Below are 25,319 nucleotides of genomic sequence, written 5' to 3'. Positions count from 1 at the left end.
CGCCTTTACGAAACAATTTTTTTATACCCTGGCGCTTTCATAGTCAAAGAAGGAAGGACTTTTTTCAAGAACTGCCCCGTATATGATTCTGTCTTACATGCCACTTCTTCAGGTGTTCCCTCTGCAATTACACATCCGCCGCGATCTCCGCCCTCCGGGCCGAGATCGATAATATAGTCGGCAGTCTTGATTACATCAAGATTGTGTTCGATCACTACTACTGTGTCACCTGCTTCCGTTAAACGGTGCAGGACTTTGAGCAGGTGAGCCACATCATCCATATGCAGCCCGGTGGTAGGCTCGTCAAGTATGTAAATAGTACGCCCGTTGGAACGCCGGGACAGCTCCGTAGCCAGTTTTACACGCTGGGCTTCCCCGCCGGAGAGTTCCGGCGCCGGCTGACCCAGGCGAATGTACCCAAGACCAACATCCTGCAAAGTTTTTAAACGCCTGTAGATCCGGGGCTGAAACCGGAAAAACTCTGCCGCTTGTTCTACAGTCATGTTCAATATATCGGCTATGCTCTTACCCTTATATTTTACTTCCAAAGTTTCACGGTTGTACCTTAAACCTTTGCATACTTCGCAGGGTATGTAAATATCCGGCAAAAAGTGCATTTCAATTTTAACAATACCATCACCGTAACAAGCTTCACAGCGTCCTCCCTTAACATTAAAACTAAACCTGCCGGGCTTGTAACCCCGTACGCGCGCTTCGGGCAGCTGTGAAAACAGATCCCTGATTTCATTAAAAACCCCGGTATAAGTCGCCGGATTGGAACGCGGTGTCCGTCCGATTGGTGATTGATCTACGTTGATTACTTTATCAAGAAACTCCAGCCCCTCGATACCTCTGCAGAATCCTGTCCGGTTTCTGGAACCATGCAGTTCTTTAGCCAGGTTCGTATAGATTATTTCGTTTACGAGTGTGCTTTTGCCGGAACCGGAAACTCCTGTTACACAAATAAATAATCCGAGAGGGAAACTCACGTCTATATTCTTTAAATTATGCCCGGCGGCGCCCAATACTGTTAGAAATTTTTCATCCGGCCGGCGGCGTGCTTCCGGAACAGGGACATACTTCCGGCCGCTTAAATACTGTCCGGTGATTGAAACCGGATTGTCTGTGATATCTTCAAGTTTTCCCTGGGCCACAACCTCGCCACCGTTTTCTCCCGCCCCGGGGCCAATGTCGACAATATGATCCGCGGTGAGAATAGTCTCTTCGTCATGCTCTACTACAATAACTGTATTGCCAAGGTCTCTTAAATGCAGCAGTGTATCTAAAAGACGCCGGTTATCACGCTGGTGCAGACCTATACTGGGTTCATCAAGGATGTACAGAACACCGGTTAGACCGCTGCCTATCTGAGTAGCCAGGCGGATACGCTGCGCTTCACCGCCGGAAAGAGTACCTGCAGGACGATCAATGGTGAGATAATCAAGACCCACGTTAGCAAGGAATCCCAAACGTTCGGCAATTTCTTTAAGAATACGCCTGGCAATCAGGTTTTCCCTGTCAGTTAGTTCAAGAGAACTAAAAAAGCCAATCATTTCAGAAACCGGAAAACGGCTTACCTCAATTATGGAAAGACCCCCGACTTTTACAGCCAGCGCTTCTTTTCTCAGTCGCTCGCCTTTACAGTCCGGACAGGGCAGAAAGCTCATATAACGTTCGATTTCTTCACTCATATATTCTGAATTTGTATCCTTGTAACGGCGCTTTATATTGTTCATAATTCCTTCAAAGGGAACATGGTATTCAATTTGCCGCCCGTACGAGTTTTTATACCTGAACCTTATTTGTTCCTGGCCGGTCCCGTAATAAATCGTGTTTAACTGCTCAGCGGTTAGTTGGCACAATGGCGTTTCCAGGTTAAAACCGTATTTTTCCGCGACGCCTTCCAGGTAGGAATAAGCTGTTGCCCCTTTATACCAGCCTTCGATGGCGCCTTCGGCTATTGACTTATTCATATCCGGAATAACAAGATCAGGATTTATTTTTCTATGAACTCCCAAACCCGTACAGGTAGGACAGGCGCCAAAAGGACTGTTAAAAGAAAACATCCTGGGTTCGATTTCCGGCAGTCCTGTACCACAGTCCGGACAGGCGAATTTTTCACTGAAAACGATCTCCGTACCATCTTCAATTGCGGCAATCGCAACACCATCAGCATTTTTAAGAGCGGTTTCCAATGAATCGGTTAACCGCTGCTCCAGGCCGGGACGGTTAATTAACCTGTCTACCACTATCTCAATGGTATGTTTTTTGTTTTTATCAATGCCGGGAGTTTCTCCCGAATCATATAATTCACCGTCCACCCTGATCCGGGAAAACCCATTTTTACGGATCCCTTCAATGAGTTTTTGGTGCTCCCCTTTTTTCCCGCGGATTACAGGCGCCAGGATCATCAACCTGGTTCCTTCCGGCAAAGAAATCAATTGGTCCACCATTTGCTCCACGGCTTGCCTGGTGATGGTTTGTCCGCATTTAGGACAATAGGGCCTGCCGATCCGGGCAAACAGCAGCCTTAAATAATCATAAATTTCTGTTACTGTACCCACGGTCGAACGGGGATTATGACTGGTAGTTTTTTGGTCAATTGAAATAGCAGGTGAAAGTCCTTCAATATAATCGACATCCGGTTTCTCCATCTGCCCGAGAAACTGCCTGGCATAAGCGGACAATGATTCCACATAACGACGCTGTCCTTCGGCATAGATAGTATCAAAGGCCAGTGAAGACTTTCCTGAACCGGATAAACCGGTGAAAACCACCATTTGCCCGCGTGGAATTTCCAGGCTGATATTCTTTAAATTATGGATACGCGCGCCTTTTATTACGATTTTATCCATGTCATTGTCACCCGGTACTTTTTGATAGAATTTTGCTTCTAATTAATCTTATTATAACATAAAAACCAGGAACTCCTCTTTAATAAAAAGGTGAGCCCGCGCAAGAGAACTATACGCGGGCTTACCTTTTCTTTTACTACCAACTGCGGCCTATCGGGCCTAGTCCTGCCCCTGGAGAAGTCCCCATACTTCCTCCCGGATAAGCGCTTGTAAAACCCATTGAACCCATTTCTGAACGGATACCGGTTGTTTCAGCCCCCATCGGAACGCCGGTGAACACCGGATCTAACGGATACCAACCACGTGAATGCATAAGGTCAAAAATTTGCTTTTGTGTATTTAATTCTTCGTTATTGATTTGGATAAGCGTACCGCGCACACGGTCGTTTGCCGATTCGAGCACTGCCGTATGGTAACCGGTAGAGATTGTCTTGGCGCCGATGAGTAAGTCAGTTAAAATATCACGATCAGTAAACTCCACTTATAATAACCTCCTTTCAATTTTGAAATATTAATGCCTGGCTATATTTGTCAGCCCGGCTTCCTGAAGCAAACCGCTTAAGGCGCTGACATGTCTTTGACCCTTGTCGATACACTGCTGCAACACGGCCCGAACAGCGGGATCACGGCTCTGGTTTAAATAGAAATTCGCTTTCTTGGCGCATAGTTCTTCTGCTTTTAACTGATCGGAAATACGAAGCTTTTCTATTTCAGTGATCATCCAGTGATGCATATATTCACCTCCTCCAGGTTTTCGTTAACTTAGTATGTCTCAGAAATATAATATTTTATCCCCCGCTGCTTAAATTTTCTAAGAATAGGGCGCGGTTGCTTCAACTCCTTTTTGGGATATGATATAATGACTTCGTTTTAACATCAGTCAGCTTAGATGAGTAAAATAATAAGGCAAGTAAACACTGGAGGTGTATAATGGAAAACAACCATCCTAAGAAAACAATTGTTGTCAGCATTCAGGGGTGGGAACTTGAAGTGCTGGATGGACCCCGGAGGGTGAAGATGGACCTTGGGGAAATGATCGAATTTCAGGGGATATGGCTTACTGAACCAGAGCGCGGTGTTGTAACTGTACTTTGTTATCCCGACAAAATCTTTTACCTGGAAATCACTGAAGGTGAATTGCCTTTAAGCGGCAGCGGACGAAGAAACAAAGTTACTCCGCTTAGACGGATTGACACGGCGCCACCGGATAATGGTGAATAAAAGAGGAAAATAAAGCCTGCCGTAAAAACAGGCTTTTTCTATAATAATCATCTTTTTGGTAAGATTTATTATTCCAGGTTTAATTTTTTAAGACGCTGAAAAATTTCTTTGAGTATTTTCTTATCTTCGTCAGTTAAGGCAGCCCTGGAAAGCAAATCCTCCCTTTCTGTCAGCGTACGCAAAAGAGATTGCTGCCTCCTCCAGTAGCGAATACTTTCATGGTGGCCGCTTAGAAGAACCTCGGGAACATGAAACCCGCCATGTTCCCGGGGTCTTGTATATTGTGGGTACTCCAACAACAAATCATTAAATGACTCTTCGCATGCTGATTTGTCCTTTCCCAGAACACCGGGAATAAGTCTTGCAACAGCATCGATTATTACCATGGAAGGAATTTCACCTCCAGTGAGTATATAATCACCTATTGATACTTCGTCGGAAGCTATTTCCCGAACACGCTGATCAATGCCCTCATAATGTCCGCAAATCAGTGTGATCCTCTTAAGAAGGCTTAGTTCCCAGGCAATTTTCTGGTTAAATTGACGTCCGCCGGGGCTGAGCAGAACAACCCTGTCCTGTTCACCCTGGGTTTCTTTCAGCCAATCCATCGTCTTAAAAAAAACAACAGCTGACATAACCATCCCCTGCCCTCCCCCAAAGGGGGAGTCGTCGATACTCTTGTGCTTGTTTTCTGAAAAATCCCTGATATTAACCAGATTAAGTTCCAGGAGGCCTTTTCCCCTTGCCCGTTTAATAATGCTGGCATTAAATGGGCTTGAAAACATCTCCGGAAAAACAGTCAGAATATTAATCAGCACTGGTCGCTTCCAGCCCTTCCGGCAGTTTTACAATCATCCGGCAGTTGTCAAGATCAATTTTTTTAACTACCTGTTTTAAAGCAGGAACCAAGAGCGATAGCCTGTCCTTTTTGACCACATAAACATCATTCGCCCCTGTATGAAGCACATCTTCAATTTTTCCAAGGTATTCAGATGTTTCGGTATATACGGAAAGTCCTATTATATCGAAGACAAAATAATTATCGGCCGGCAGTTTCACCAACCGCTCTCTAGTTACCTGCAGCAGGGCGCCTGTAAGCAGTTCGGCGGCATTCATATCGGATATGTCCTGGAAGTCAATCAGAAAATATTTTTTATGCTGCTTAACCTCATTGATGAAGTATTCCTTATTCAGGTTACCCTTTGTGAGGATTACTCTGTCCATCTTAAAAAAACGTTCCGGAAAATCAGTCAGCGGAAAAACGCGTACCCAACCGCGGTTTCCGTATGTGTCAATTACTTTTCCAATCGTAATTAATAACTCTTCCAGTTTTACTGTCTCCTCTTATTAATACCGGTTGTACAAAACAGTTACGACATAAAATAAAAGAGGGGGTCTTAAACTGCCCCCTTGATTACCTTAAACAATTTCTACAAGTACTTTTCTATGTTGTTTAGCTGCAGCAGCTTTAACAACAGTACGTATGGCCCTTGCTATTTTACCCTGCCTTCCAATTACTTTACCCATATCTTCTGTGGCAACTCTTACCTCAATCACATAAGCTTTTTCACCTTTGATCATATTTACTACCACTTTGTCCGGCTGATCAACAAGGGCTTTGGCCAGAACCTCAACCAGCTCTTCCATCTTATTATAGTTCCCCCTCGTCATCCCCCAGTTGTAATATTTAACTATCCTCGGCGAGCTTACTAAATATACCGGCTTTATTAAATAAAGAACGAACAGTATCCGTGGACTGGGCTCCCATCTTCAGCCAGCTGATTGCTTTTTCCTGATTGATTTTAACTTCGGCCGGATCTTTAAGGGGGTTATAATAACCCAACTCTTCTACAAAACGGCCATCCCGCGGCGAACGGGAATCTGCAACGACAATACGGTAGAAAGGTTTCTTCTTGGCGCCCATTCTTTTTAGCCTGATTTTAACTGACAATAATATCACCTGCCTTTTCATCTTCTCTTAGTTTTCAAATTCACTGGTTACCTTTTTTCTAAAACAACGGCTTGCCGCGTTTGTCCTGAATAAAACCGGGCAGATACTTGCCGCCCTTTTTTACGTTCTTGCCCACCTCCGCAAATTGTTTGATCATTTTTCGTGTCTGCTCAAACTGTTTTAATATGCGGTTGACATCCTGTATGGTGGTACCGCTCCCATTTGCTATGCGCCGGCGGCGGCTGCCGTTAATCTCCTGAGGATTGTGCCTTTCCCAGCGCGTCATGGAACTGATCACAGCTTCAACATAGACAAGTTCTTTTTCATCAATTTCGCCCAGTTCTTTTAACATTTTAGCATTGCCAAGCCCGGGTATCATACCGATCAGTTGCTGTAGCGGTCCCATTTTTTTTATTTCATGAAGCTGTTCTAAAAAATCCTCCAGGGTAAACTCGGCGCTGTAGATCTTTTTATTGAGCTTTTCCATTTGCTCAGCATCAATAACGCTCTGCGCCTTTTCAACCAGAGTAAGCACATCGCCCATGCCCAGGATACGTTCCGCCATACGGTCCGGGTGAAAAATCTCCAGAGCATCCAATTTCTCGCCGGTTCCGACAAATTTAATCGGACAGCCTGTAACGGCCTTAATTGAAAGCGCCGCCCCTCCCCTGCTGTCACCATCCAACTTGGTCAGGATGACTCCATCCAGGCCAAGACGTTCATGAAAAGCCTGGGCTATATTAACGGCAACCTGTCCCGTCATAGCGTCCACAACAAGAATTATTTCATGGGGATGCACCTTGGCTTTGATTGATTCCAGTTCAGCCATTAACTTGTCATCAACATGCAACCGCCCTGCCGTATCTAAAATAATCAGGTCTCTTTCAGCGCCAAAGGCATGCTCAACTGCCAGGCGGGCAATTTCTACCGGTTCCTGCAGATCCGTTCGTGAAAATACGGGGATATTTATTTGCTGCCCCAGAACCTGAAGCTGTTTAACAGCCGCTGCCCGGTAAACATCAGCGGCAACCAGCAGGGGCTGCTTTCCCTGTTTCCGCAGCAGGCTGGCCAATTTGGCGGCGGTGGTAGTTTTACCGGAACCCTGTAGTCCGACAAGCATTACTACTGTAGGAGGTTTGGAGGCGAGATTAATTTTGCTCTGCACTCCGCCCATCAACTCCGCCATCTCGTCACGGACAATTTTAATTACCTGCTGGCCGGGTATAAGACTGGTTAATACTTCCTGGCCCATTGCCCGTTCTTTAATGCCTGCTATAAAATTCTTGACAACCTGAAAGTTAACATCGGCGCCTAATAAAGCACGTCTTACCTCACGCAATGCCTCATCGACATCCGCCTCGGTAAGTCTGCCCCTGTTCTTCAGTTTGCGGAAGGTTTCCTGCAATTTTTCAGCAAGACTTGCAAAAACCATTCCCTGAGCTTCCTTTCTTGTCTGTATGTTATTTTTCTTTATGTCAAAGATTTTTCTTAAACAATATTATCCGATCACCCATAACCTGTCAAGGATAACCAAACCCTGACTAGGGGTCAGGCTTGACTTATTATGAAAATTGACTTATTAAAGAAGGTATCACTTTATGAACTTGCCGTTGCACAAAGGTTTGAACGGACCTTTGTACGCTCTTTGATAACTTTCTCCCAGTCCTCTTCACTTAACGGCCTGTCGAAGCTTCGTAAACGGGCCAGTTCAAAACCGTGCTTTTTGGCTAACTGCCTCAAGTAAATCATATTATCCAGACGTAAATCCGTACCCAAACTCATATCGGTGTAATGATGCTCAAGCGCCAGCATCATCGTCTCAGCCATACATGCATAGGCCAAGCCGGGTTCAAAACCAAAATTCCACCCCAGGGAAGGACGTCCGGGTAATGCCACAACACCCCCGTCAATAACAAGCACATCGGGCCGCAGTTTTTGAAGTTCCGGACTGACATTGGACGGTTTGGAAATATCACAAATGATTGCGCCGGGGGTCACCCATTCCGGATTGACCAGTTCCTCCACACTGCTTGTAGCCGTTACTACCACCTGGGCTATAGAAATTCCCTGGTTGGGATTACTGGTTAAAATGAATTTATCGGAACGGATTAATTCATCTACAACCGTTGCCCATTCTTCACGCTGGGAATTCGTAGCCGGCAGTTTCATTTTTAATAAGTTCTCCCCCAGAGAACTCTTGGGTGGTATCCAACCGGCCCCGGCTTGATCGGACAGGTGCAGGCAAATATCTTCCGCTACACGGCGCAGGCGTCTTAAGCTTGCCTGAGGGTGGCGCGGATTACCAATTAAAACTACCTGTTGAACCTCTTCCGCGAGCAATATAGCCATAAGCCTCCCAATTGAACCGGTCGCGCCAATAATCGCTGCAGTACACTGTGCCAGATCGAGGGAAAATCGCTGTGCGGCAAGTTTGATCGCTTCCGCTCCCGAAACTACCGTATAGCTGTTTCCGGTGGTTAAAGGAAGAAAATGACCTTGAAGAAGGGTTCCCCCCCGGGATACTACCGAAGTGTAGGCGCCAAGGCCAACAAGCCGGGCGCCCCGCTGCTGGGCAAGTTCAAGCGCCTTTTCTAATTCCTTCAGCGCTTCCTCGGGTGTAAATTTCAGAATCTCTTTTGTTGTATGAGGTAAGGCAATGAATTCCCCATAGACAGTATAGCCCGCCGGTGACTCAACCCTTGTGCGGCCAATCACGAAGGGGTCCAGTATATCGCCTCCCAGATCAGCCAGCTGTTGTAGCTTATCTTGTGGAAGAGACGCAAGGTTTGCGTCAAACTCGTAATAATTATCAAGGTCTAAAGGATGGACAAGAAAAGCGAAGCGTCCCTCTTTGTTTTCCCGGGAAGGTTCATACATATCCCAATCGTATTTTTCAGCTTTCGTTACTGAACAGGCTGTGTTTTCATCAAGATCCAGGACAGGCCTTAAAACTTCCAGTGTATTGCCCTGATCAAGCACTTCTATAACACGCCTTATGGATTTAAGCGCTCTTTGGCATTCATCGAGCGTAACTGTAAGAGGCGGCTCCAGGCGGATTACTTTGTTTCCATTTAATGTAGGCGCTACCCTCAGGCATTCAACATTTAAGAGGTAACTGGATACAAGCGGTGTCAGGACCTCCTGCTCGGCAAGCACACTTAAAAAACAGCCCGGAAAATCAGAACGGCTCATCTCAAATTCTAAACCGAGCATATAGCCTCTGCCGCGAACTTCTTTAAGAACCCTGGGATATTCTTTTTGCAGAACGGCCAGTTCCTTATATAAGTACTCACCGTTGACTTTTACACGTTGAATAATTTCCCTGTTATTCCTGGTCAGAATATCCAGCACTTTTAAGCCGATCTGGCAGGCAGGGGTATTTGCCGCAAAAGTGGACGAGTGACGATCTCCAAAATCTTTTGTATATACCGCTTCCGTGCTGATACAGGCTCCTATGGGGAAAATTCCTCCGCCAAGGGCTTTAGCCAAAAGCAGGAGATCTGGGCATAAATCCTCATCCTCGCATGCAAAAAGCATCCCAGTACGGCCCAGTCCGGTTTGGATTTCGTCAAGGATAAATAAAATTCCATATTGATGGCATATTTCCAGGGCTTTGGACAGGTAACCGGCTTCAGGAACTACTATTCCACCTTCACCCTGGATCGGCTCGACTATAAAGGCTGCATAATTATATCCATTCATCTCAAGTTCTTTCCTCAGCGCATTCAAATCTCCGTACGGGACAATGTTAAAACCCGGCACGGGCGCTCCGAAGGGCGTTTGATAGTAACCCTTTCCCGTGGCTGAAAGCGCGCCAAGAGTCTTGCCGTGAAAGCCGTTTACCGTGCTTAAAATACCTAACCGCCCTGTAGCTGATCGCGCTATCTTTATAGCCGCCTCCACTGTCTCGGCACCGCTATTGGTAAAGGTTACATATTGAAGTCCGTCAGGAACCAGTTCGATCAGGCGCCTGGCCATTTTTCCGGCCGAATCGAGAGCTGAAGGCTGAATAAAGCTGGGCAGGGCCTTATTACGCACTTCTTCAAGAACCTCCCATATTTCCGGCGGGTTAAAACCAAAAGGCAGCGCTCCGTATGCTGCGATAAAATCGAGATATTGCCTTCCGGTTGTATCATACAGGTAGTTGCCCTCACCGCGAATAAAGACTTTATCCATATGAACCTGTTCGAGGAGCCTGCCTAACTGAGGATTGACGTACTGGGTAAAGTCATGCATATAAGATATCCTCCTGTTCTAACTGGTGCCTTTTAATTGGCGGATCAATTGGCGGAGCTGCTCCGGGTTAACCCAACGGTCTTCCTTAATCGGAGAGATACCTATCTCCCAGCTGATAACACGCGGTCCCAGTATTGCTTCGACCATTTTTATACGCATATCCGAACCTATAAAGATTACGGCATCATAACTTTCAATCTTGGCGACCATAGCCATAAACATGTTGAACAGATCGGCTCCGCTCTTATTCTCAATGAATTGCCAGCGCTCTTTGTCGTTCATGAGCATAACGAAATCCACTCCTTCGGCGCGTGCAACTTCATTCAATTCCTCGCCATTTTCGACCGGAAAACCTACCAAAGCCATAAGGGCGCCTTTGCGGATTTCGCCCATGCTCTCCAACCTTGAAATGAGGGTTCGATCAACCCCTAGTTTATCGGCAACCTCCTGCTGAGAATGCCCCTCTTTGCGAAGCTGAAATATTTTGTCGATTGAACGATGAACACGCTCCGGATTGATCACTTTATCTCCGACCCGTATGAGATCCATATTACCCTCCTACTCTTCTGTGCACAAGATTGTGCTCAGTATATTATAACCACTACTATTCCCAATTACAATATATTTCCTGATCTTAATTGCTCTATGTAAATTAGTATTAAACGATATGAACCTTCAGGAAATTGGTTGTACCCCGGCGGTCTGGGGGTATTCCGGCAGTAACTACAACAAGATCACCGGATTTAACCATACCGGAATTAAGAGAACTTCTGATGGAGGAGTCGATCATCTGATCGGTATTTTGGAATGACTCGATAAGCAAGGGCTGCACACCCCAGAACAGGGCCATCCTGCGCAAGACCTCGTTATAGGGGGTAACTGCAATAATTGGCGCTCTCGGACGGTATTTACTGATCATCAGGGCTGTGTATCCGGTCTGGGTAGATGTAATAATGGCTGCGGCTTCAAGGTCCCGCGCTGTCGTAACAGTCGCATGGCTGATAGCGTCTGTGACAGTATGGTTAATTCCTCTGTTCTTTTGAGCTAATATCTCATCATGAGGCAGCGAATTTTCAACTCTCTCAGCGATCCGCTTCATAATTTCCACAGACTCGACAGGATGGCGGCCGATGGCAGTTTCTCCGGAAAGCATAACTGCATCGGCGCCGTCTAAAATGGCGTTGGCCACGTCGCTGACTTCAGCCCGGGTCGGAGAGGGATTGTTGATCATCGTTTCAAGCATTTGAGTGGCTACAATAACCGGCTTGCCGGCTTCGCTGCACATTTTCACGATTTCTTTCTGGACAAGGGGAACTTCTTCAACCGGCAGGTAGATCCCAAGATCCCCTCTGGCAACCATGATCCCATCTGAAGATCTAATAATACCGGAAAGGTTTGCCAGCCCTTCCCGGCTTTCAATTTTAGCAATAACCTGAGCGTGCGAGTTCTCTTCCTCCAATATCTTCCTGACCGTTAAAATATCCTGCTCCGCACGCACAAAGGACAGCGCTATAAAATCAACACCATGCCTGATCCCGAAAAGAATGTCGGCACGGTCTTCATCCGACATAAAAGGCAGGCCCAAATTAACTTCCGGAAGGTTTACTCCCTTTTGCCCTGATATTTCACCGCCATGGATTATTTCGCACTCCACAACGTCCATTCCGGTTGAAATCACTTTTAATTCGATCTGCCCGTCAGCCAATATTATCTTATTGCCGGGTTTAACGTCCCGGGATAAATCTGCATATGAAACCGGCAGGCAGTTCTTACCTGGTTGACACCCTTCCGGAACGAGAACAACACATTGCCCGGCATTTAATTGAACCGGCCTCTCCAGGCGGCCTAAACGCACTTCAGGGCCTCTCGTATCCATCAGTACGGCTATATTCTTACCTGTTTTCACAGCCGCTTCCCTGACGGCAGTTATCTTTTCCAGGTGTTCTTCCCGTGTGCCGTGGGAAAAATTAAGCCGGGCTACATCCAAGCCGGCATTCATCATTTTTTCGAGGATCGAAATTTCCCCGCTCGCAGGACCTATTGTAGATACAATCCTGGTACGTTTCATATAACCTCACATGGATAATATTCCCGCCAAGGAATACATTTCCAGATCAATTTTTTTCTTCCGGCTGCTGGCCTGCTCAAGATCTAGGACAACTACCTTCCCGGCGGTATAGCCGACCATTTTTTTATCATCCCCGGACATGAGCAATTCCACAGCTTTAGAACCCATCATGCTTGCCAGAATCCTGTCAAAAGCGGAAGGGTTTCCGCCCCTCTGCAGGTGCCCCAAAATAGTAACTTTGGTATCGAAGCCGGTTCTTTGCTTAATTTCCCTGCCTATATCAACACCGCTGGCAGCGCCTTCGGCGACGACTATAATACTGTGCGAGCTTCCCTGACGGTAGCTGCGGATCAGACGCGTACAAATTTTTTCAATATCATAATTATATTCAGGAATAATAATAGATTCAGCCCCGCCCGCCAGGCCCGAATGTAAAGCAATCAAGCCTGTTTCCCGTCCCATTACCTCTATTACAAAAGTTCGCTCATGAGCTGAAGCGGTGTCCCTGATTTTGTTGATTGCCTCAACAACTGAGTTGAGTGCCGTATCAAAACCTATTGTATAGTCAGTACCGCAGATATCATTATCTATTGTGCCGGGCAGGCAAATAACAGGTAAATGATACTCCCTGTTTAAAGCGAGGGCGCCCTGAAAAGAGCCGTCTCCTCCGATAACCACAAGTCCCTGAATCCCGAAACGCTCAACATTTTCCCAGGCCATGGCTCTTCCCTGTACTGTTTTAAACTGTTCGTTCCGGGCAGTATGCAGGATAGTCCCGCCTCTGTGAATGATATCAGTTACGGACCGAAGGTTCATAGGTTCTATGTCCGCTTCAACAAAACCACTGTACCCTCTTTTAATGCCCATTACCTCAAGGCCGTGATAAAGCGCCTTGCGCACAACCGCCCGTATTGCCGCATTCATACCCGGAGCGTCACCGCCGCTGGTAAGAACAGCGATCCTTTGCATAAGAACACCCCCTTACTGTAACTGACACATCTTGCCAAATTACAAAAGCACGGCTGCATTTAAATAGAATCTATGATTTCCATCGCCTCATCGGCCTCTGACTCGGGTACCAGAATCTCTATGGAGCTGTTGGGTGTCATTCCGGAGGAACTGTCAATATTTTTTATTTTAACCAGTAAGCCCTCGCTTGAAAGAAGTCGTTTTATTTCGTCGGCTTCTTCCATACTGGGAGCGATATAAACTACTGTCCACATAGCAAAGCCTCCTTTTTATCAAGGCTTTTATCGTAAACAAGTATAAGCATAACTGCCAATTTTATATTCATTGATTCTCATCATTTCGTATCTTACCATGTTTGGTTAACAGTTCAACTTTACCGCGTATCTTGATCGCCGAGGTATGCTCGGTAAACTGTGCAATCATTATCTCTCCTTTATCTAACTTCTCTGTGTGATGAAACCTTGTATCCTTGCCGCGGGTGAGACCGATAATAGTAACACCGTTATCCAAAGCTTTTATAACAACGTAATCAGCATGTAAATCATAAGGCTCTGTCATAATCTCACTCCATTATTGCCTTTATTTAACAAATATCTAACAAAAAAATCATAGCACACATGATGCTTTCCTGACAAGCTGTGTTCTAAACATGACTTACTCTTCCCTCTCAACGTCAACTTTAACCTTAATATTATCTGCGCCAATTAATTCCCTCAGTTCAACAAGAACCGGTGTAGATAAATCCAGCCAAAATTCTTCAGGAGTACGGGCTAATTTTTTATCTCCCGGAAAGTAAAGGTATACCGGCGCATGACCCGGATAACTTTTTAAAACTAACTGCAAACGGGTAATCAGCTCCAGAGAAGATTTTTTTATTTGGATGTAAACGCTATTTACCTTTTTTTTAGCAACAGGGGTAAGCACCTCGGCGATAACCTTGTTGTCTTCGCCGTTTGTGTTTATCCGCCCGTGCAGGAGGACCACTTTTTCGGGTTTAATCAGGGACTTATACTCCTTATAGGTACGCGGGAAAAAAATTACCTCGATAACGCCCGTCAAATCCTCAAACTGCCCTCTGGCCATTGGTTCACCCCGGCGCGTGGACAGCTTCTTTATACTTGTGATCATCCCGCCCAAAACAACTTCACTGTTTGGTTCCATCTCCTTTGCCTCGGAAACGGACCCGCTGACCTGCGCGTTTAATGCCGACCTGTATTCGGATAAAGGATGCCCGCTTATATATAGACCCAGCGCCTCCTTTTCCATGGCAAGCAGTTGACTATAGGAAAACTCCTTTAGATCAGGCATTTTTATGGAAAACACGTCTCCGGCCGAATCCCCCCAAAAATCAAGCAAAGTCAGCTGCCCGTTTGAGCGCTCCCTGCCCGCCTGCGCCGCCAAATCCATCCCGGCCTCAATCATCGCCATTAACTGCGACCGGCTATGCCCAAGCGAGTCAAAAGCCCCGCTTTTAATTAGACTTTCCAGAACACGCCTGTTGACAACCCTGGTATCCAGACGGCGGCAGAAATCTGTATAACTTTTAAAGGAACCGTATTGCCGGCGATCCTGCTCGATTACTTCCACCGCTCCGGCGCCTACATTTTTAACCGCAGCTAAACCAAAACGTATTTTGCCGCCCACGACTGTGAAATCCCTATCACTCTCGTTGACATCCGGAGGCAATACTTCAATTTTCATCCGTCTGCACTCTTCTATGTAGGCCGCTACCTTATCCGTATTATCCCGTATCGAAGTAAGCAGAGCCGCCATGTATTCCGCCGGGTAATTGGCTTTTAGAAAAGCTGTCTGGTAAGCGACCAGGGCGTAAGCCGCCGAGTGGCTGTTATGAACAACAAAACCGTTAGCCAGAAAATTATGGGTTTCTTCCACAGTCAGGTCATAAGTAACTTCCTTGCCGGCCGATTCAACAGATTTGATGTCATCCCACGAAACAATAGTTCCGCTTTCCTGCATACTTACCAGCTGCTTGTAACCGTTGCCGTAAGGGATTCCGCAGACAGCGACTTTATTGCCTGCCCTAAGCCTCCCTAAAGATTTCCACCCGCCTTCGGTCAAAAACATATGGTTGGCTGTCGCTTTAATGCTGAAACCTTTTTCAGTGGTTAAACAGTAGACTGGTTTAACCCCATTCAGATACACCCCGGTTACCTGACCTGCGGCAATTTTATTATTTCTGTCCAACGTTTGGACAGTCGCCGTCTTTCTGCTTTCATACATATCCTTTAACGCAGCAAGATTACCGTTTCCGTCAACTATGCAGACATCTCCGCTCAAGCATTTGTTAAAACCGTAACCAGCAAAATATTCCATCAGGTCAAATACCTGTCTTGCTATCCCCTCATCAATACCCCTTTCAGAAGACCCTTCAATAAACTTCTCCCGGTTGGAATGGATCAATTCCGGTTTCTTTTTTCCCATCGCTTTACGAAGCTCGTCCGCCTTGGCCATACTAAACCCGGCCAGTTCACCGGCGATCTGCATGACCTGCTCCTGGTAAAGAATAACCCCGTAGGTGCTTTTTAAAATTGGTTCCAGCCTGGGATGAAGGTAGGATATCTTGTTAAGTCCATGCTTGTTTTCAATGAAATCCTTAACCATACCGCTGCCTAACGGGCCAGGGCGGTAGAGAGCATTCACGGCAACGATATCTTCGAATATTTCCGGCTTGAGTTCTTTCAGAATGGATCGCATGCCCGAGCTCTCCAGCTGGAATACGCCGATTGTACTGCCGGAGGCAAGCAGTTCATAGGTCCTGGGGTCATCCAGCATAATTTCATCAATATTAATCTTTGGGCCGCCGTTTTTTTCAATTATCTTCAGAGCATCCGAAATAACAGTTAATGTCCGCAGTCCCAGGAGATCTATCTTTAAAAGCCCGAGTTGTTCAACCTGGCTCATGGCGAACTGTGTCGTCAGCGGCCCTTCGGAAGATTTATACACAGGCAGGTAGTCTGTCAGAAGGTCACGCGTAATAACCACGCCGGCGGCATGTGTAGAGATATGCCTCGGCATTCCCTCAAGGAGGGAAGCCATGTCGACCAGCTTTTTAATCTGCAGGTCTTGCTGGTACAGATTTCTCAAGTCGTCTGATTCCTGTAACGCCTTTTCGATGGTTATCTGCAATTCCGCAGGCACAAGCTTGGCTACCCGGTCAACTTCGGCATACGGAATTGCCATCGCGCGGCCGACATCCCTTATTGCAGCACGGGCAGCCATTGTCCCGAAGGTGGCAATCTGGGCGACCCGGTCGGCGCCATATTTCTGAGTCACATAATTGATGACTTCCTGCCTGCGTTCAAAGCAGAGGTCCACGTCAACATCCGGCATTGATATCCGCTCGGGATTTAAAAACCGTTCAAAAAGAAGGCTGTACTTAAGCGGATCAAGGTTGGTTATCCCCAAAAGATAAGAAACGAGGCTGCCGGCGGCGGAACCGCGTCCGGGCCCGACAGGAATCCCTTTAGTGCGCGCAAAGTGGATAAAATCCCAGACGACAAGAAAATAGGATGAAAATCCCATTGACTTGATTACGTTAAGTTCATATCCCATCCGTTGTTTTACCTGTTCGGAAGGCTCGCCATAGCGGCGGCGCAATCCTTCAAGACACAATTCCTCAAGATATGCATCAGGTTGAATACCCTGTGGCAACGGATAATCCGGCAGGTATTGATTTCCAAAACTCAAGGCAACCTTGCAGCGTTCCGCAATTTTTAACGTGTTTGCCATGGCTTGTCCAAGTTCACTGAAACTAACGGACATCTCTTCTTCACTTTTCAGGTAAAGCTGATCGGACTGAAACTTCAGCCGCGCCGGGTCATTTACAGTTTTCCCGGTTTGGATGCAAAGCAGTATATCCTGCATTTCCGCATGTTCACGATTTACATAATGGATATCGTTGGTAACGACCAGCGGGATATCAAGCTGTTTGTGAAGCTCGACCAACCCCTTGTTTACCTTTTGCTGGACGGGCAGACCATGATCCTGCAGTTCAAGGTAGAAATTTTCCCTGCCGAAAATATCCCTGTATTCCATGGCCGCTTTCCTGGCCAGGTCATGCTGCCCCGCTCCCAACAGTTCTGCAACCTCACCGGCTATGCATCCGCTTAAAGCAATTATGCCTTTACTGAAGCGGGCCAGGGAACGCTTGTCAACCCGGGGTTTATAATAAAATCCTTCAGTAAAACCAAGCGAGACGAGCCGAAGCAAATTGCGGTAGCCCTCTTCATTCTCAGCTAAAAGGGTAAGGTGATAATTACGATCATCAACATGCGGTATCCGGTCTTTGGCTGTCCGCGGCGCGACATATACTTCGCATCCCAGAATTGGTTTTATTCCTTCCGCTATACAGGCTTTATAAAAGTCGACCACGCCGAACATAACCCCGTGGTCAGTAATAGCCAGGGCAGGCATGTTTAATTCCCGGGCAGCCGCGGCAACTTTTTTAATTCTGGCTGCGCCGTCCAAAAGGCTATATTCGGTATGCACATGCAGGTGTACAAACATCGGCGCCAATGCCTCCACTAGAGTTGCAATGAGTTTTATTGCTCCTTCAGGAAAGAATACGCAATATTTCATCCAATACTATCTATTTAAAATCAATTGGGCAACCTTTTGCCCCGATAAGAGCATTCCGCCAAAGACAGGACCCATCCGGTAACCTCCGACGACAGCATTTGCCGCCATACCCGCCACATACAGACAGGGATAAACTTCAATTGTATTGGCCAGAATGGCCTCTTCTCCGCGGGAAGCCCACATGGATTTTTCCCCTTCAAGCGCCCCCGATTGAGTGTTTAGTTTTCCCTTCAGTTTCCGGACAACTATATTTGTTACCTGCGCATCGTGTCCAGTCGAATCTATTACATATCTGGAGTTGACAGCCAGCGGATCGACATGCAGGTTGGCCATTCCTACCGCTTTCCAGTTAAGGACCAGTCCGGTGATCCTCTCCTCCCGCACCATCACATCCTCAACTGAAAAATGGCTCAAAATAAAACCTTCTGTAAAAGTATTGTTTTCCAGGCATTCTTAAGACCAGCTTTTCTACTGCGTCGTTTATTTAAAACCCTTGTATTTGATTATGCGCAGCGCCTACCAGGCTATTAATGTCTGGTATCCCGTTTTCTTTTAAGAAAAATGTGATTCCTTCCAATATATCAATTGTCGCCTCCGGGTTAATAAAATTCACCGTTCCTGCCGCAACCGCCCTGGCGCCGGCCATAATAAACTCTAATGCGTCCCGGGCGCACGTTATGCCGCCCATACCAATAATCGGCAACCCGACTTCCCGGTATACATCCCAGACAGCCCTGACAGCCACAGGTTTAACAGCCGGGCCGGAAAGCCCTCCTTTAATGTTGCCCAGAACCGGCCTGCGCCGGTAAATATCAATGGCCATTCCCGTCAGGGTATTGATCATTGAAAGAGCGTCCGCGCCCGCAGCGGCGACACTTCGTGCTATTTCTACAATATTGGTTACATTCGGGGATAGTTTTACTATAACAGGTTTGTCGGTAACAGACTTAACACTTTTTACTACTTCAGCGGATGCGGACGGCGAAACGCCAAATTGCATACCGCCGTGCCTTACGTTAGGACAGGATATGTTTAACTCAAGAGCCGATATTACCTCAGATTCACCCAGCCTGCCGGCGACGGCGGCGTACTCTTCCACAGCGCCGCCAGCTATGCTTGCAATTATATTCGTTGAGATTTCTTTTAAACCGGGCAGGTAAAATTTCATGAAATTTTCTACCCCAGGGTTTTCCAGACCAATTGAATTTAGCAGGCCTGATGACGTCTCAAATATCCGCGGCGGAGGATTTCCCGGACATGGCTGCAGTGTCAGGCTTTTAAAAACTATCCCGCCAAGTTTGCTCAGGTCGACAAAAACCGAATATTCTTTTCCAAAGCCGAAGGTTCCGGAAGCGGTCACGATGGGATTTTTAAACTTTATTCCAGCTATTTCAACTGCCAGGTTGGGTTCCTCTTGCAAAGATTTCATCAAAAAGCCACCTCGTTGGCATAAAAGACCGGTCCGTCAAGGCATACTCTCTTGTAAACAGGTTGTTCCCCTTTTTTCCGGTTAGTTCTGCAAACGCATGAGTAACAGGCGCCTATACCACAAGCCATACGCTCCTCAATGGATAACTGTCCTGCTGCGCCATACTTTTCCAGCATGGCGGCGGACACACGCAGAAAATCATGCGGACCACAGACGTAGACCATTTCGGCCAGCCTGTTTGCGAGTACTTCCTCAAGTAATTCCGTCACAGGACCGCTGTGACCAACTGTTCCATCGTCAGTTGCCACTTTGACGCCTCCCGAAAAACTATCCGTAAGGCTTGTTATTTCATCGGCAAGAATTAATTCTTCCCTGGTGCGCGCTCCCAGCAAAGTATAGATTGAAAAATCCTTGTTTTTACTCTGCGCCAATTCCTGAAGCAGGAAAAACAAGGGGGCGATTCCGATACCGCCCGCTGCTATCGCCAGTTTTTTCTTTCCTTCGGGAATAGTGAAACCATTTCCCAAAGGCCCAATGATGTCTAAAAAATTATTTTCTTTTTCCATGGACAGCAGGGCAGTACCCCGGCCAACCACCCTGTAAAGCAGCGATAACTCACCTTCCTCCCTGTCTACTCTGTGAATGCTGAATGGACGGCGCAGCGTAGAATCCAGAAGAGGTAAAATACGCACCTGAATAAACTGTCCCGGCTTCGCCGTCCTGCTTATATCCGGGGATAAAATTGTCAGCAGGCAGCAACCTGGGAAAATCATTTTTTGGCGTACAATCCGGGCCTTTGGGTTATGGATCAATTTTGCCCCCCCTGATTTATGCTTGTCTGACCAGGCCAGTCAGCATACCTTAAAACGATCATATATCCTGCTCCCTTGCTGATTTTTCCTTCATTTTGAATATGCTTTAACAAGTCGGGCTCCCAAAATCCGGCCAACTTTAAATACTGAAGGGTTTCCGGTTTGGGAACGCTCAAATTTTTAAAGCAGCATATAATCTGAGAAGCGTTTGTCAATGTGAGCTTTTCACTTGCCGGGTAAATCATCACACCAGTCGGAATCTTTGTACCGGTTACTCTTGAAAGCGTATTTATAAAGCTCATTACAGACATCGCTTCATCAAGCCGGTAATTATTAGTGTAGCCGCCGGAAGCCATCCCCCATTTCCTGACAAATCTTAAGCCGGGGTATGCCCAGTGATTCCCGCAGGGAATTTCATACGAGAAGGAGTACAGTTTCATTCCCTGCGCGTTTAACCTTTTCTGCAGTTCATGGATAACGTTTAGATCACCGCTCATTTCGTTAAAAGGCAATCCTTTTTCAATACTGAGGGCGGCAGCCGCGCCGGCCGCCTGGCCTGTCGCCATGCCTACAGGGATAACCCTTGTGCTGCCGGCTGACAGCGAATCAAAGCTTGCGGACCTCCCCACCACCAGGAGGTTATTAACTTCCTTTGGCACAAGACAGCGGAAAGGCACCGAGTAAAGCTTGGGTTTGCCTATTACATCACCGCGGAAAGACTGGCTGGTGGCCTGTATATCAACGGGATAAGAGCCCATGGCAATGCGGTCTTTAAAATCCCTGTTTTCCAATACGTCGTTTATGCTTAAGCGATATAACCCATAAATATTCCTTGACTGCCTGATGTATAATTCGGGCGCCGTTGCATCAGGCATGACCGACGACAGGCCGGGAATGTTTTTTGAAATATATTTTGTCAGTAGGGGAATCTCTTTTTCAGCGAGAATCCTTCCTTCCTTGCGGGAATTATAATCCAGAGGATCCATCCCCAAAACCAGCAGCGCATTGACTAAAACCCGGTTGTCTTTTAAGCGGCATATATTTAAGCCCCGCACCATCAAACGGTTGTCGGTGGGCTGATAACGTTTCATTATCTGAGAAAAGCCCCAGGCGCTCTGGTTTTTTACACCGTTGTTTGGTTCTTCGGAGAGCTTAAGATTCAGAACCAGTTTCATCCAGTCCAGTGAACTTATTCCTTTTAACCTAAAAACTAAAGTCGTTGCCATATATTCACCTGGCCGGCCGCAGTCACTAAACCCGAGACTGTATGGAACACCTGCGGCGGCAGCTATATCAGCGTCACAGGTGGCGTCAATTACCCGCCATGCTTTGACTTCCCTGGCATCTCCCTTTTGCGGTAAAATCCTCAATCCGATCATAGTATTGTTCACTGACAGCGGTTGTATATCAGCCGCATTTAAAAATACCTGGAGATTCTTCTCTTTTGCAATTATGGAATTAAAAACCTGGCTTGCCACAGCCGGATCAAAAGCATCTCCCCCAACGCCCTCGTAAAATTCCAGAAAAATCCCCTTGTTCAAGATTTCCTTATTAGGCCCGTAATTCATATCAATATTGCTCAACCAGCCGCGGGTCATCAGGCCGCCTACTTCCGGACGGACATCTACAAGCAGTGTTTTTAAACCATTACGGGCCCCGGATACGGCGGCGGCAATTCCTTCCGGCTCAGCGCCGGCAACAATAAGATCATAATGTTCCAGCAACGGGACATTGGCATAAGAAGCAACCGGGTAGTCTGTTCCAGACCACAGCGGTTTTAATAAAAAATAAAAAAGCAACAGAACGGAAGATAGGCAAATCCGTTTTAACACCTAGGTTACCTCCTGAAGCACATCCTGCAAGGCAATAAGTTCAATGTCATCGCCTTCATTAATTGACCGCAGAACCTCAACTAAAGCCCAGGCGGTATCCAGGGAAGTAAGACAGGGAATATTATGTTCAACAGCCATACGGCGAATTCTAAAACCATCCCGCTCCGGCTCACGCCCTCTGGTCAAAGTACTGATTACCAGATGAATTTCGCCGGTCCTGATCAAGTCAACGATATTTGGTGAGTCTTCTCTTATTTTTCTGACTGATTCTACGCTCATCCCGGAACTCCGCAGAAATTCTGCCGTACCGACCGTGGCGAAAAGCTTATAGCCCAATCCGGCCAGTGTAGATAAAATGGGCAGGGATTCTTTTTTATCCCTGTCGGCAATTGAGGCAAGCACGTTACCTTTTTGTGGAATAGCATATCCCGCGGAAACAAGTGATTTGTACAGCGCGACTGAATATCTTCTATCAATGCCCATTACTTCACCTGTCGACTTCATTTCCGGACCTAAAGATATATCTACTTCAGTAAGTTTTGCAAAGCTGAAAACAGGCGTTTTTACACCTGTAAGCACTCCTTCCTTCCACAATCCTCCAGCATACCCGAGTTCTTTTAAAGTTCGCCCTAAAATTATACGTGTGGCCAGATTAACTACGGGAATCCCGGTAATTTTGCTGATATACGGCACGGTCCGGCTGGCGCGTGGATTGACCTCCAATACATAAACTTCTCCGTCATGCAGGACATACTGAATATTTATTATACCGCGCACCTGAAGAGCCTGGGCAAGTCTTGTTGTATAATCGACAATTTTCTCCTTAATTTCCGGGCTTATCTCACTCGCGGGATAAACAGCTATGCTGTCACCGGAATGGACGCCGGCGCGTTCAACATGCCTCATAATTCCGGGGATTAATACAGTATCTCCGTCAGAAACGGCGTCTACCTCAAGCTCGACCCCGAAAAGATATTTATCTACCAGCACCGGATGTTCCGGGGTTATTTTCACGGCTGTGGCCATATAATTGAGAAGCTCATCCCTGTTGTATACTATAACCATTGCCCTGCCTCCCAGCACGTAGGACGGCCTGATTAACACAGGAAATCCTATCCGGGCAGCGGTAAGATCGGCTTCTTCAACAGAAAGGGCGGTTTGCCCCAACGGCTTTGGAATATTCAGCTGCGTCAGCAAATTATCAAACCGTTCCCTGTCTTCAGCACGGTCTATATTATTAACGGAAGTACCTAAAATTTTTACACCGCTGCCGGCAAGGGGCGCGGCAAGGTTAACCGCTGTCTGACCGCCAAACTGAACGATAACCCCCTCGGGTTTTTCCTTATCCAGAACATTCATGACGTCTTCAATTACTAGCGGTTCAAAGTACAAACGGTCGGCGGTGTCAAAATCTGTGCTTACAGTCTCAGGGTTGTTGTTAATTATTATTGCCTCTACGCCTTCCTGACGCAGTGCCCACACTGAGTGCACCGAACAGTAATCAAACTCAATTCCCTGACCAATTCTGATCGGCCCTGAACCCAGCACAACAACCTTTCGATTTTCTGATGGCTGAACCTCATTAAATCCATCATAGCTTGAGTAATAATAAGGTGTTACCGCCTCAAATTCCGCTGCGCACGTATCGACCATCTTATATGCGGGAACAATTTCATTCTTTCGGCGCAGTTCCCGCACCTCTTTAATCTCGTTAAGACCGGTCAGTTGCGCGATATGTGCGTCCCCAAAACCCATTTTTTTAGCTTTTTGAAGCAATTCCGAACTTAACTTGCCGCAGGATTCTCTAATCTGCTCTTCCATATTGACTATGTTTTTTAATTTATCAAGGAAAAAACGGTCTATTTTGGTCAGTTCAAAAATACGTTCTTTAGATACCCCCCGGCGGAGCCCTTCAGCAACAGCAAAAAGACGCAAATCATCAGCGTTAACCATTTGCTGTTCAATTTCATGATCGCTCTTTTCGCTGAATTCGGGAATAAAGAACCCCATCAGGCCGATTTCCAGAGAACGCACCGACTTAAGCAGGGCGCCTTCTATTGTCCGGTCAATTGCCATTACTTCCCCGGTTGCTTTCATCTGCGTCCCTAACAGTCTGTCTGCCAGAGCAAATTTGTCAAACAGCCAGCGGGGAAATTTTGCGACCACATAATCAATGGAAGGCTCAAAGCAGGCATAGGTTTTTCCCGTAACCGCATTTTTAATTTCATCAAGATTCAGCCCGATGGCGATCTTGCTGGCAACCTTGGCAATCGGATATCCCGTTGCCTTGGAGGCAAGGGCTGAAGAACGTGAAACTCTCGGGTTTACTTCAATTACATTCAAACCGACCTGACCGCCCAGAGTGGGCAGCAGGCCGTCGGGTTTTTCTTTTTCAATCAGCTTGCTTAAGAATTCCGGTGTCAGCGGTTCTATATACACACGGTCAGCCATGTTGGTATCAGTCATAATCGTTGCCGGATTACTGTTAATCAGGACAACCTCCATGCCCTCTTCTTTCAGGGAACGGCAGGCCTGTGTGCCGGCATAGTCAAATTCAGCAGCCTGACCAATAATTATCGGACCCGAACCGATTACCATCACTTTTCGGATGTCGCTTCTAATGAGCATTTACTCACCCCTGTTCGTACGCATTATGTCAATATACTCGTCAAAAAGGTAGGCGGATTCCTGCGGACCTGGCGAGGCCTCCGGGTGATACTGCACGGAAAAAACCGGTAGGTATTTGTGTCTTATTCCTTCTATCGTCCCGTCATTAAGATTTCTGTGGGTAACCTCAGAGGTCAAATAATACGACACGATGTCCCGTGCCTTCTATAACGTAAATTTCCCTGGTGGCTACAGCAGTTACCAGATCCAGTCCGCTGAGGAAAGGACAGCTGCCGGCCTCCTGGATAAGTTCTTCGGGAGTTTTGTTTTCGGTGCTGATGATTCCCCGCATTGTTCCGAAATTACGCAGATGCAGGGTTAAACTGCGTGTGTCAACCCCGCTCAAGCCAATTATACCTTCCCTGTATAAAAAATCGGAGATACTTGAACTGGATCTCCAATTGCTTGGGCGTCCGCATTCCTCATACACGACAAATCCCCTGATCCCGGACTTTTTTGACTCAAAATCCTCCGTATTGATACCGTAATTACCGATCAAAGGATAAGTCATAACTACAATCTGTCCGCAATATGAGGGGTCAGTAAGAATCTCCTGATATCCCGTCATCCCTGTGTTGAAAACTACTTCGCCCCACTGAGCGCCTTGTTCTCCAAAAGCATTGCCTGTAACAACCGTCCCGTCTTCCAAAGCAAGTGAAGCCTTCATTTTAATCAACATC

The 25,319-nt window shown here is 46.7% G+C and carries 23 protein-coding genes; 1 reads left to right on the top strand and 22 read right to left on the bottom strand.

The window, feature by feature from the left end; genetic code table 11:
• Positions 1-5 precede the first annotated feature (5 nt).
• From DEH07_05500 to DEH07_05490, 3 genes are all read right to left on the bottom strand, one after another.
• The gene (locus DEH07_05500; protein HBY03994.1) at positions 6-2,855 is read right to left on the bottom strand and encodes an excinuclease ABC subunit UvrA; all 2,850 of its coding nucleotides are present in this window, start codon (positions 2,853-2,855) and stop codon (positions 6-8) included.
• Between the two features lie 136 nt (positions 2,856-2,991).
• Positions 2,992-3,336: a hypothetical protein gene (locus DEH07_05495; GenBank protein ID HBY03993.1), complete on the bottom strand. Its 345-nt coding sequence runs from the start codon at positions 3,334-3,336 to the stop codon at positions 2,992-2,994.
• Positions 3,337-3,366: 30 nt separating this feature from the next.
• Positions 3,367-3,588: a hypothetical protein gene (locus tag DEH07_05490; GenBank protein HBY03992.1), complete on the bottom strand. Its 222-nt coding sequence runs from the start codon at positions 3,586-3,588 to the stop codon at positions 3,367-3,369.
• Positions 3,589-3,785: 197 nt separating this feature from the next.
• Between DEH07_05490 and DEH07_05485 the strand changes: the two genes are divergently transcribed.
• Positions 3,786-4,076, top strand: coding sequence for a hypothetical protein (locus tag DEH07_05485; protein HBY03991.1), 291 nt, complete (start codon positions 3,786-3,788; stop codon positions 4,074-4,076).
• A 68-nt stretch (positions 4,077-4,144) separates the two neighbouring features.
• Here the strand turns inward: DEH07_05485 and DEH07_05480 are convergent, their stop codons facing one another.
• The 19 genes from DEH07_05480 to DEH07_05390 form a co-directional block, all read right to left on the bottom strand.
• Complete coding sequence (locus DEH07_05480; GenBank protein ID HBY03990.1) at positions 4,145-4,894, bottom strand: tRNA (guanosine(37)-N1)-methyltransferase TrmD; 750 nt, start codon at positions 4,892-4,894, stop codon at positions 4,145-4,147.
• On the bottom strand, positions 4,884-5,405 hold the full coding sequence (gene rimM, locus DEH07_05475; protein ID HBY03989.1) for a 16S rRNA processing protein RimM: 522 nt from the start codon (positions 5,403-5,405) through the stop codon (positions 4,884-4,886). Before rimM ends, DEH07_05480 begins: the two co-directional genes overlap by 11 nt.
• Before the next feature lie 90 nt (positions 5,406-5,495).
• Positions 5,496-5,723, bottom strand: coding sequence for a KH domain-containing protein (locus tag DEH07_05470; protein ID HBY03988.1), 228 nt, complete (start codon positions 5,721-5,723; stop codon positions 5,496-5,498).
• A 40-nt stretch (positions 5,724-5,763) separates the two neighbouring features.
• Positions 5,764-6,027 (bottom strand): 30S ribosomal protein S16, encoded by a 264-nt coding sequence (locus DEH07_05465; protein HBY03987.1) that lies wholly within the window; start codon positions 6,025-6,027, stop codon positions 5,764-5,766.
• A gap of 58 nt (positions 6,028-6,085) precedes the next feature.
• On the bottom strand, positions 6,086-7,459 hold the full coding sequence (locus tag DEH07_05460) for a signal recognition particle protein (protein ID HBY03986.1): 1,374 nt from the start codon (positions 7,457-7,459) through the stop codon (positions 6,086-6,088).
• Between the two features lie 164 nt (positions 7,460-7,623).
• Complete coding sequence (locus DEH07_05455) at positions 7,624-10,263, bottom strand: aminotransferase III (GenBank protein ID HBY03985.1); 2,640 nt, start codon at positions 10,261-10,263, stop codon at positions 7,624-7,626.
• 18 nt (positions 10,264-10,281) lie between these two features.
• Positions 10,282-10,812 (bottom strand): transcriptional regulator, encoded by a 531-nt coding sequence (locus tag DEH07_05450; protein ID HBY03984.1) that lies wholly within the window; start codon positions 10,810-10,812, stop codon positions 10,282-10,284.
• Between the two features lie 109 nt (positions 10,813-10,921).
• Entirely contained in the window at positions 10,922-12,331 is a 1,410-nt protein-coding gene (pyk, locus tag DEH07_05445; GenBank protein ID HBY03983.1) for a pyruvate kinase, read from the bottom strand.
• A gap of 6 nt (positions 12,332-12,337) precedes the next feature.
• On the bottom strand, positions 12,338-13,300 hold the full coding sequence (pfkA, locus tag DEH07_05440; GenBank protein ID HBY03982.1) for a 6-phosphofructokinase: 963 nt from the start codon (positions 13,298-13,300) through the stop codon (positions 12,338-12,340).
• Positions 13,301-13,359: 59 nt separating this feature from the next.
• On the bottom strand, positions 13,360-13,554 hold the full coding sequence (locus DEH07_05435) for a glutamate decarboxylase (GenBank protein HBY03981.1): 195 nt from the start codon (positions 13,552-13,554) through the stop codon (positions 13,360-13,362).
• 67 nt (positions 13,555-13,621) lie between these two features.
• Positions 13,622-13,858, bottom strand: a complete 237-nt coding sequence (locus tag DEH07_05430) for a trp RNA-binding attenuation protein MtrB (protein HBY03980.1) — start codon at positions 13,856-13,858, stop codon at positions 13,622-13,624.
• A 96-nt stretch (positions 13,859-13,954) separates the two neighbouring features.
• Entirely contained in the window at positions 13,955-17,827 is a 3,873-nt protein-coding gene (locus tag DEH07_05425) for a DNA polymerase III subunit alpha (GenBank protein HBY03979.1), read from the bottom strand.
• A gap of 78 nt (positions 17,828-17,905) precedes the next feature.
• Positions 17,906-18,286, bottom strand: coding sequence for a thiazole biosynthesis enzyme (locus tag DEH07_05420; GenBank protein HBY03978.1), 381 nt, complete (start codon positions 18,284-18,286; stop codon positions 17,906-17,908).
• Between the two features lie 97 nt (positions 18,287-18,383).
• Positions 18,384-19,328 carry a dihydroorotate dehydrogenase gene (locus DEH07_05415; protein HBY03977.1) on the bottom strand — a complete coding sequence of 315 codons (945 nt, stop codon included), beginning with the start codon at positions 19,326-19,328 and terminating at the stop codon, positions 18,384-18,386.
• Positions 19,328-20,140: a dihydroorotate dehydrogenase electron transfer subunit gene (locus DEH07_05410; GenBank protein HBY03976.1), complete on the bottom strand. Its 813-nt coding sequence runs from the start codon at positions 20,138-20,140 to the stop codon at positions 19,328-19,330. Before DEH07_05410 ends, DEH07_05415 begins: the two co-directional genes overlap by 1 nt.
• The gene (locus DEH07_05405) at positions 20,137-21,972 is read right to left on the bottom strand and encodes a glucose-inhibited division protein A (GenBank protein HBY03975.1); all 1,836 of its coding nucleotides are present in this window, start codon (positions 21,970-21,972) and stop codon (positions 20,137-20,139) included. The genes DEH07_05410 and DEH07_05405 overlap by 4 nt, the downstream gene beginning before the upstream one ends.
• Positions 21,973-24,600 (bottom strand): carbamoyl-phosphate synthase large subunit, encoded by a 2,628-nt coding sequence (locus DEH07_05400; protein HBY03974.1) that lies wholly within the window; start codon positions 24,598-24,600, stop codon positions 21,973-21,975.
• Positions 24,601-24,792: a hypothetical protein gene (locus DEH07_05395; GenBank protein HBY03973.1), complete on the bottom strand. Its 192-nt coding sequence runs from the start codon at positions 24,790-24,792 to the stop codon at positions 24,601-24,603.
• Positions 24,767-25,318, bottom strand: coding sequence for a hypothetical protein (locus DEH07_05390; protein ID HBY03972.1), 552 nt, complete (start codon positions 25,316-25,318; stop codon positions 24,767-24,769). The genes DEH07_05395 and DEH07_05390 overlap by 26 nt, the downstream gene beginning before the upstream one ends.
• Between the last annotated feature and the right edge of the window lies 1 nt (position 25,319).

This window comes from Desulfotomaculum sp., from assembly GCA_003513005.1.
In the GTDB taxonomy this organism is placed as follows: Bacteria; Bacillota; Desulfotomaculia; order Desulfotomaculales; family Nap2-2B; genus 46-80.
This window is presented reverse-complemented; position numbering and strand designations above follow the sequence as displayed.

What these genes read in the sequence shown, in the direction of transcription:
- DEH07_05450 (HBY03984.1), bottom strand. Translation starts at nt 10,812, where the DNA reads ATGGATCTCATACGGGTCGGAGATAAAGTGATCAATCCGGAGCGTGTT.
- DEH07_05460 (HBY03986.1), bottom strand. Translation starts at nt 7,459, where the DNA reads ATGGTTTTTGCAAGTCTTGCTGAAAAATTGCAGGAAACCTTCCGCAAA.
- DEH07_05430 (HBY03980.1), bottom strand. Translation starts at nt 13,858, where the DNA reads ATGACAGAGCCTTATGATTTACATGCTGATTACGTTGTTATAAAAGCT.
- DEH07_05425 (HBY03979.1), bottom strand. Translation starts at nt 17,827, where the DNA reads ATGTTTGTACACCTGCATGTGCATACCGAATATAGCCTTTTGGACGGC.
- DEH07_05455 (HBY03985.1), bottom strand. Translation starts at nt 10,263, where the DNA reads ATGCATGACTTTACCCAGTACGTCAATCCTCAGTTAGGCAGGCTCCTC.
- DEH07_05420 (HBY03978.1), bottom strand. Translation starts at nt 18,286, where the DNA reads ATGGTGCGGGAGGAGAGGATCACCGGACTGGTCCTTAACTGGAAAGCG.
- DEH07_05390 (HBY03972.1), bottom strand. Translation starts at nt 25,318, where the DNA reads ATGTTGATTAAAATGAAGGCTTCACTTGCTTTGGAAGACGGGACGGTT.
- pfkA (HBY03982.1), bottom strand. Translation starts at nt 13,300, where the DNA reads ATGCAAAGGATCGCTGTTCTTACCAGCGGCGGTGACGCTCCGGGTATG.
- DEH07_05435 (HBY03981.1), bottom strand. Translation starts at nt 13,554, where the DNA reads ATGTGGACAGTAGTTTATATCGCTCCCAGTATGGAAGAAGCCGACGAA.
- DEH07_05500 (HBY03994.1), bottom strand. Translation starts at nt 2,855, where the DNA reads ATGGATAAAATCGTAATAAAAGGCGCGCGTATCCATAATTTAAAGAAT.
- pyk (HBY03983.1), bottom strand. Translation starts at nt 12,331, where the DNA reads ATGAAACGTACCAGGATTGTATCTACAATAGGTCCTGCGAGCGGGGAA.
- DEH07_05400 (HBY03974.1), bottom strand. Translation starts at nt 24,600, where the DNA reads ATGCTCATTAGAAGCGACATCCGAAAAGTGATGGTAATCGGTTCGGGT.
- DEH07_05490 (HBY03992.1), bottom strand. Translation starts at nt 3,588, where the DNA reads ATGCATCACTGGATGATCACTGAAATAGAAAAGCTTCGTATTTCCGAT.
- DEH07_05415 (HBY03977.1), bottom strand. Translation starts at nt 19,328, where the DNA reads ATGAAATCTTTGCAAGAGGAACCCAACCTGGCAGTTGAAATAGCTGGA.
- DEH07_05470 (HBY03988.1), bottom strand. Translation starts at nt 5,723, where the DNA reads ATGGAAGAGCTGGTTGAGGTTCTGGCCAAAGCCCTTGTTGATCAGCCG.
- DEH07_05485 (HBY03991.1), top strand. Translation starts at nt 3,786, where the DNA reads ATGGAAAACAACCATCCTAAGAAAACAATTGTTGTCAGCATTCAGGGG.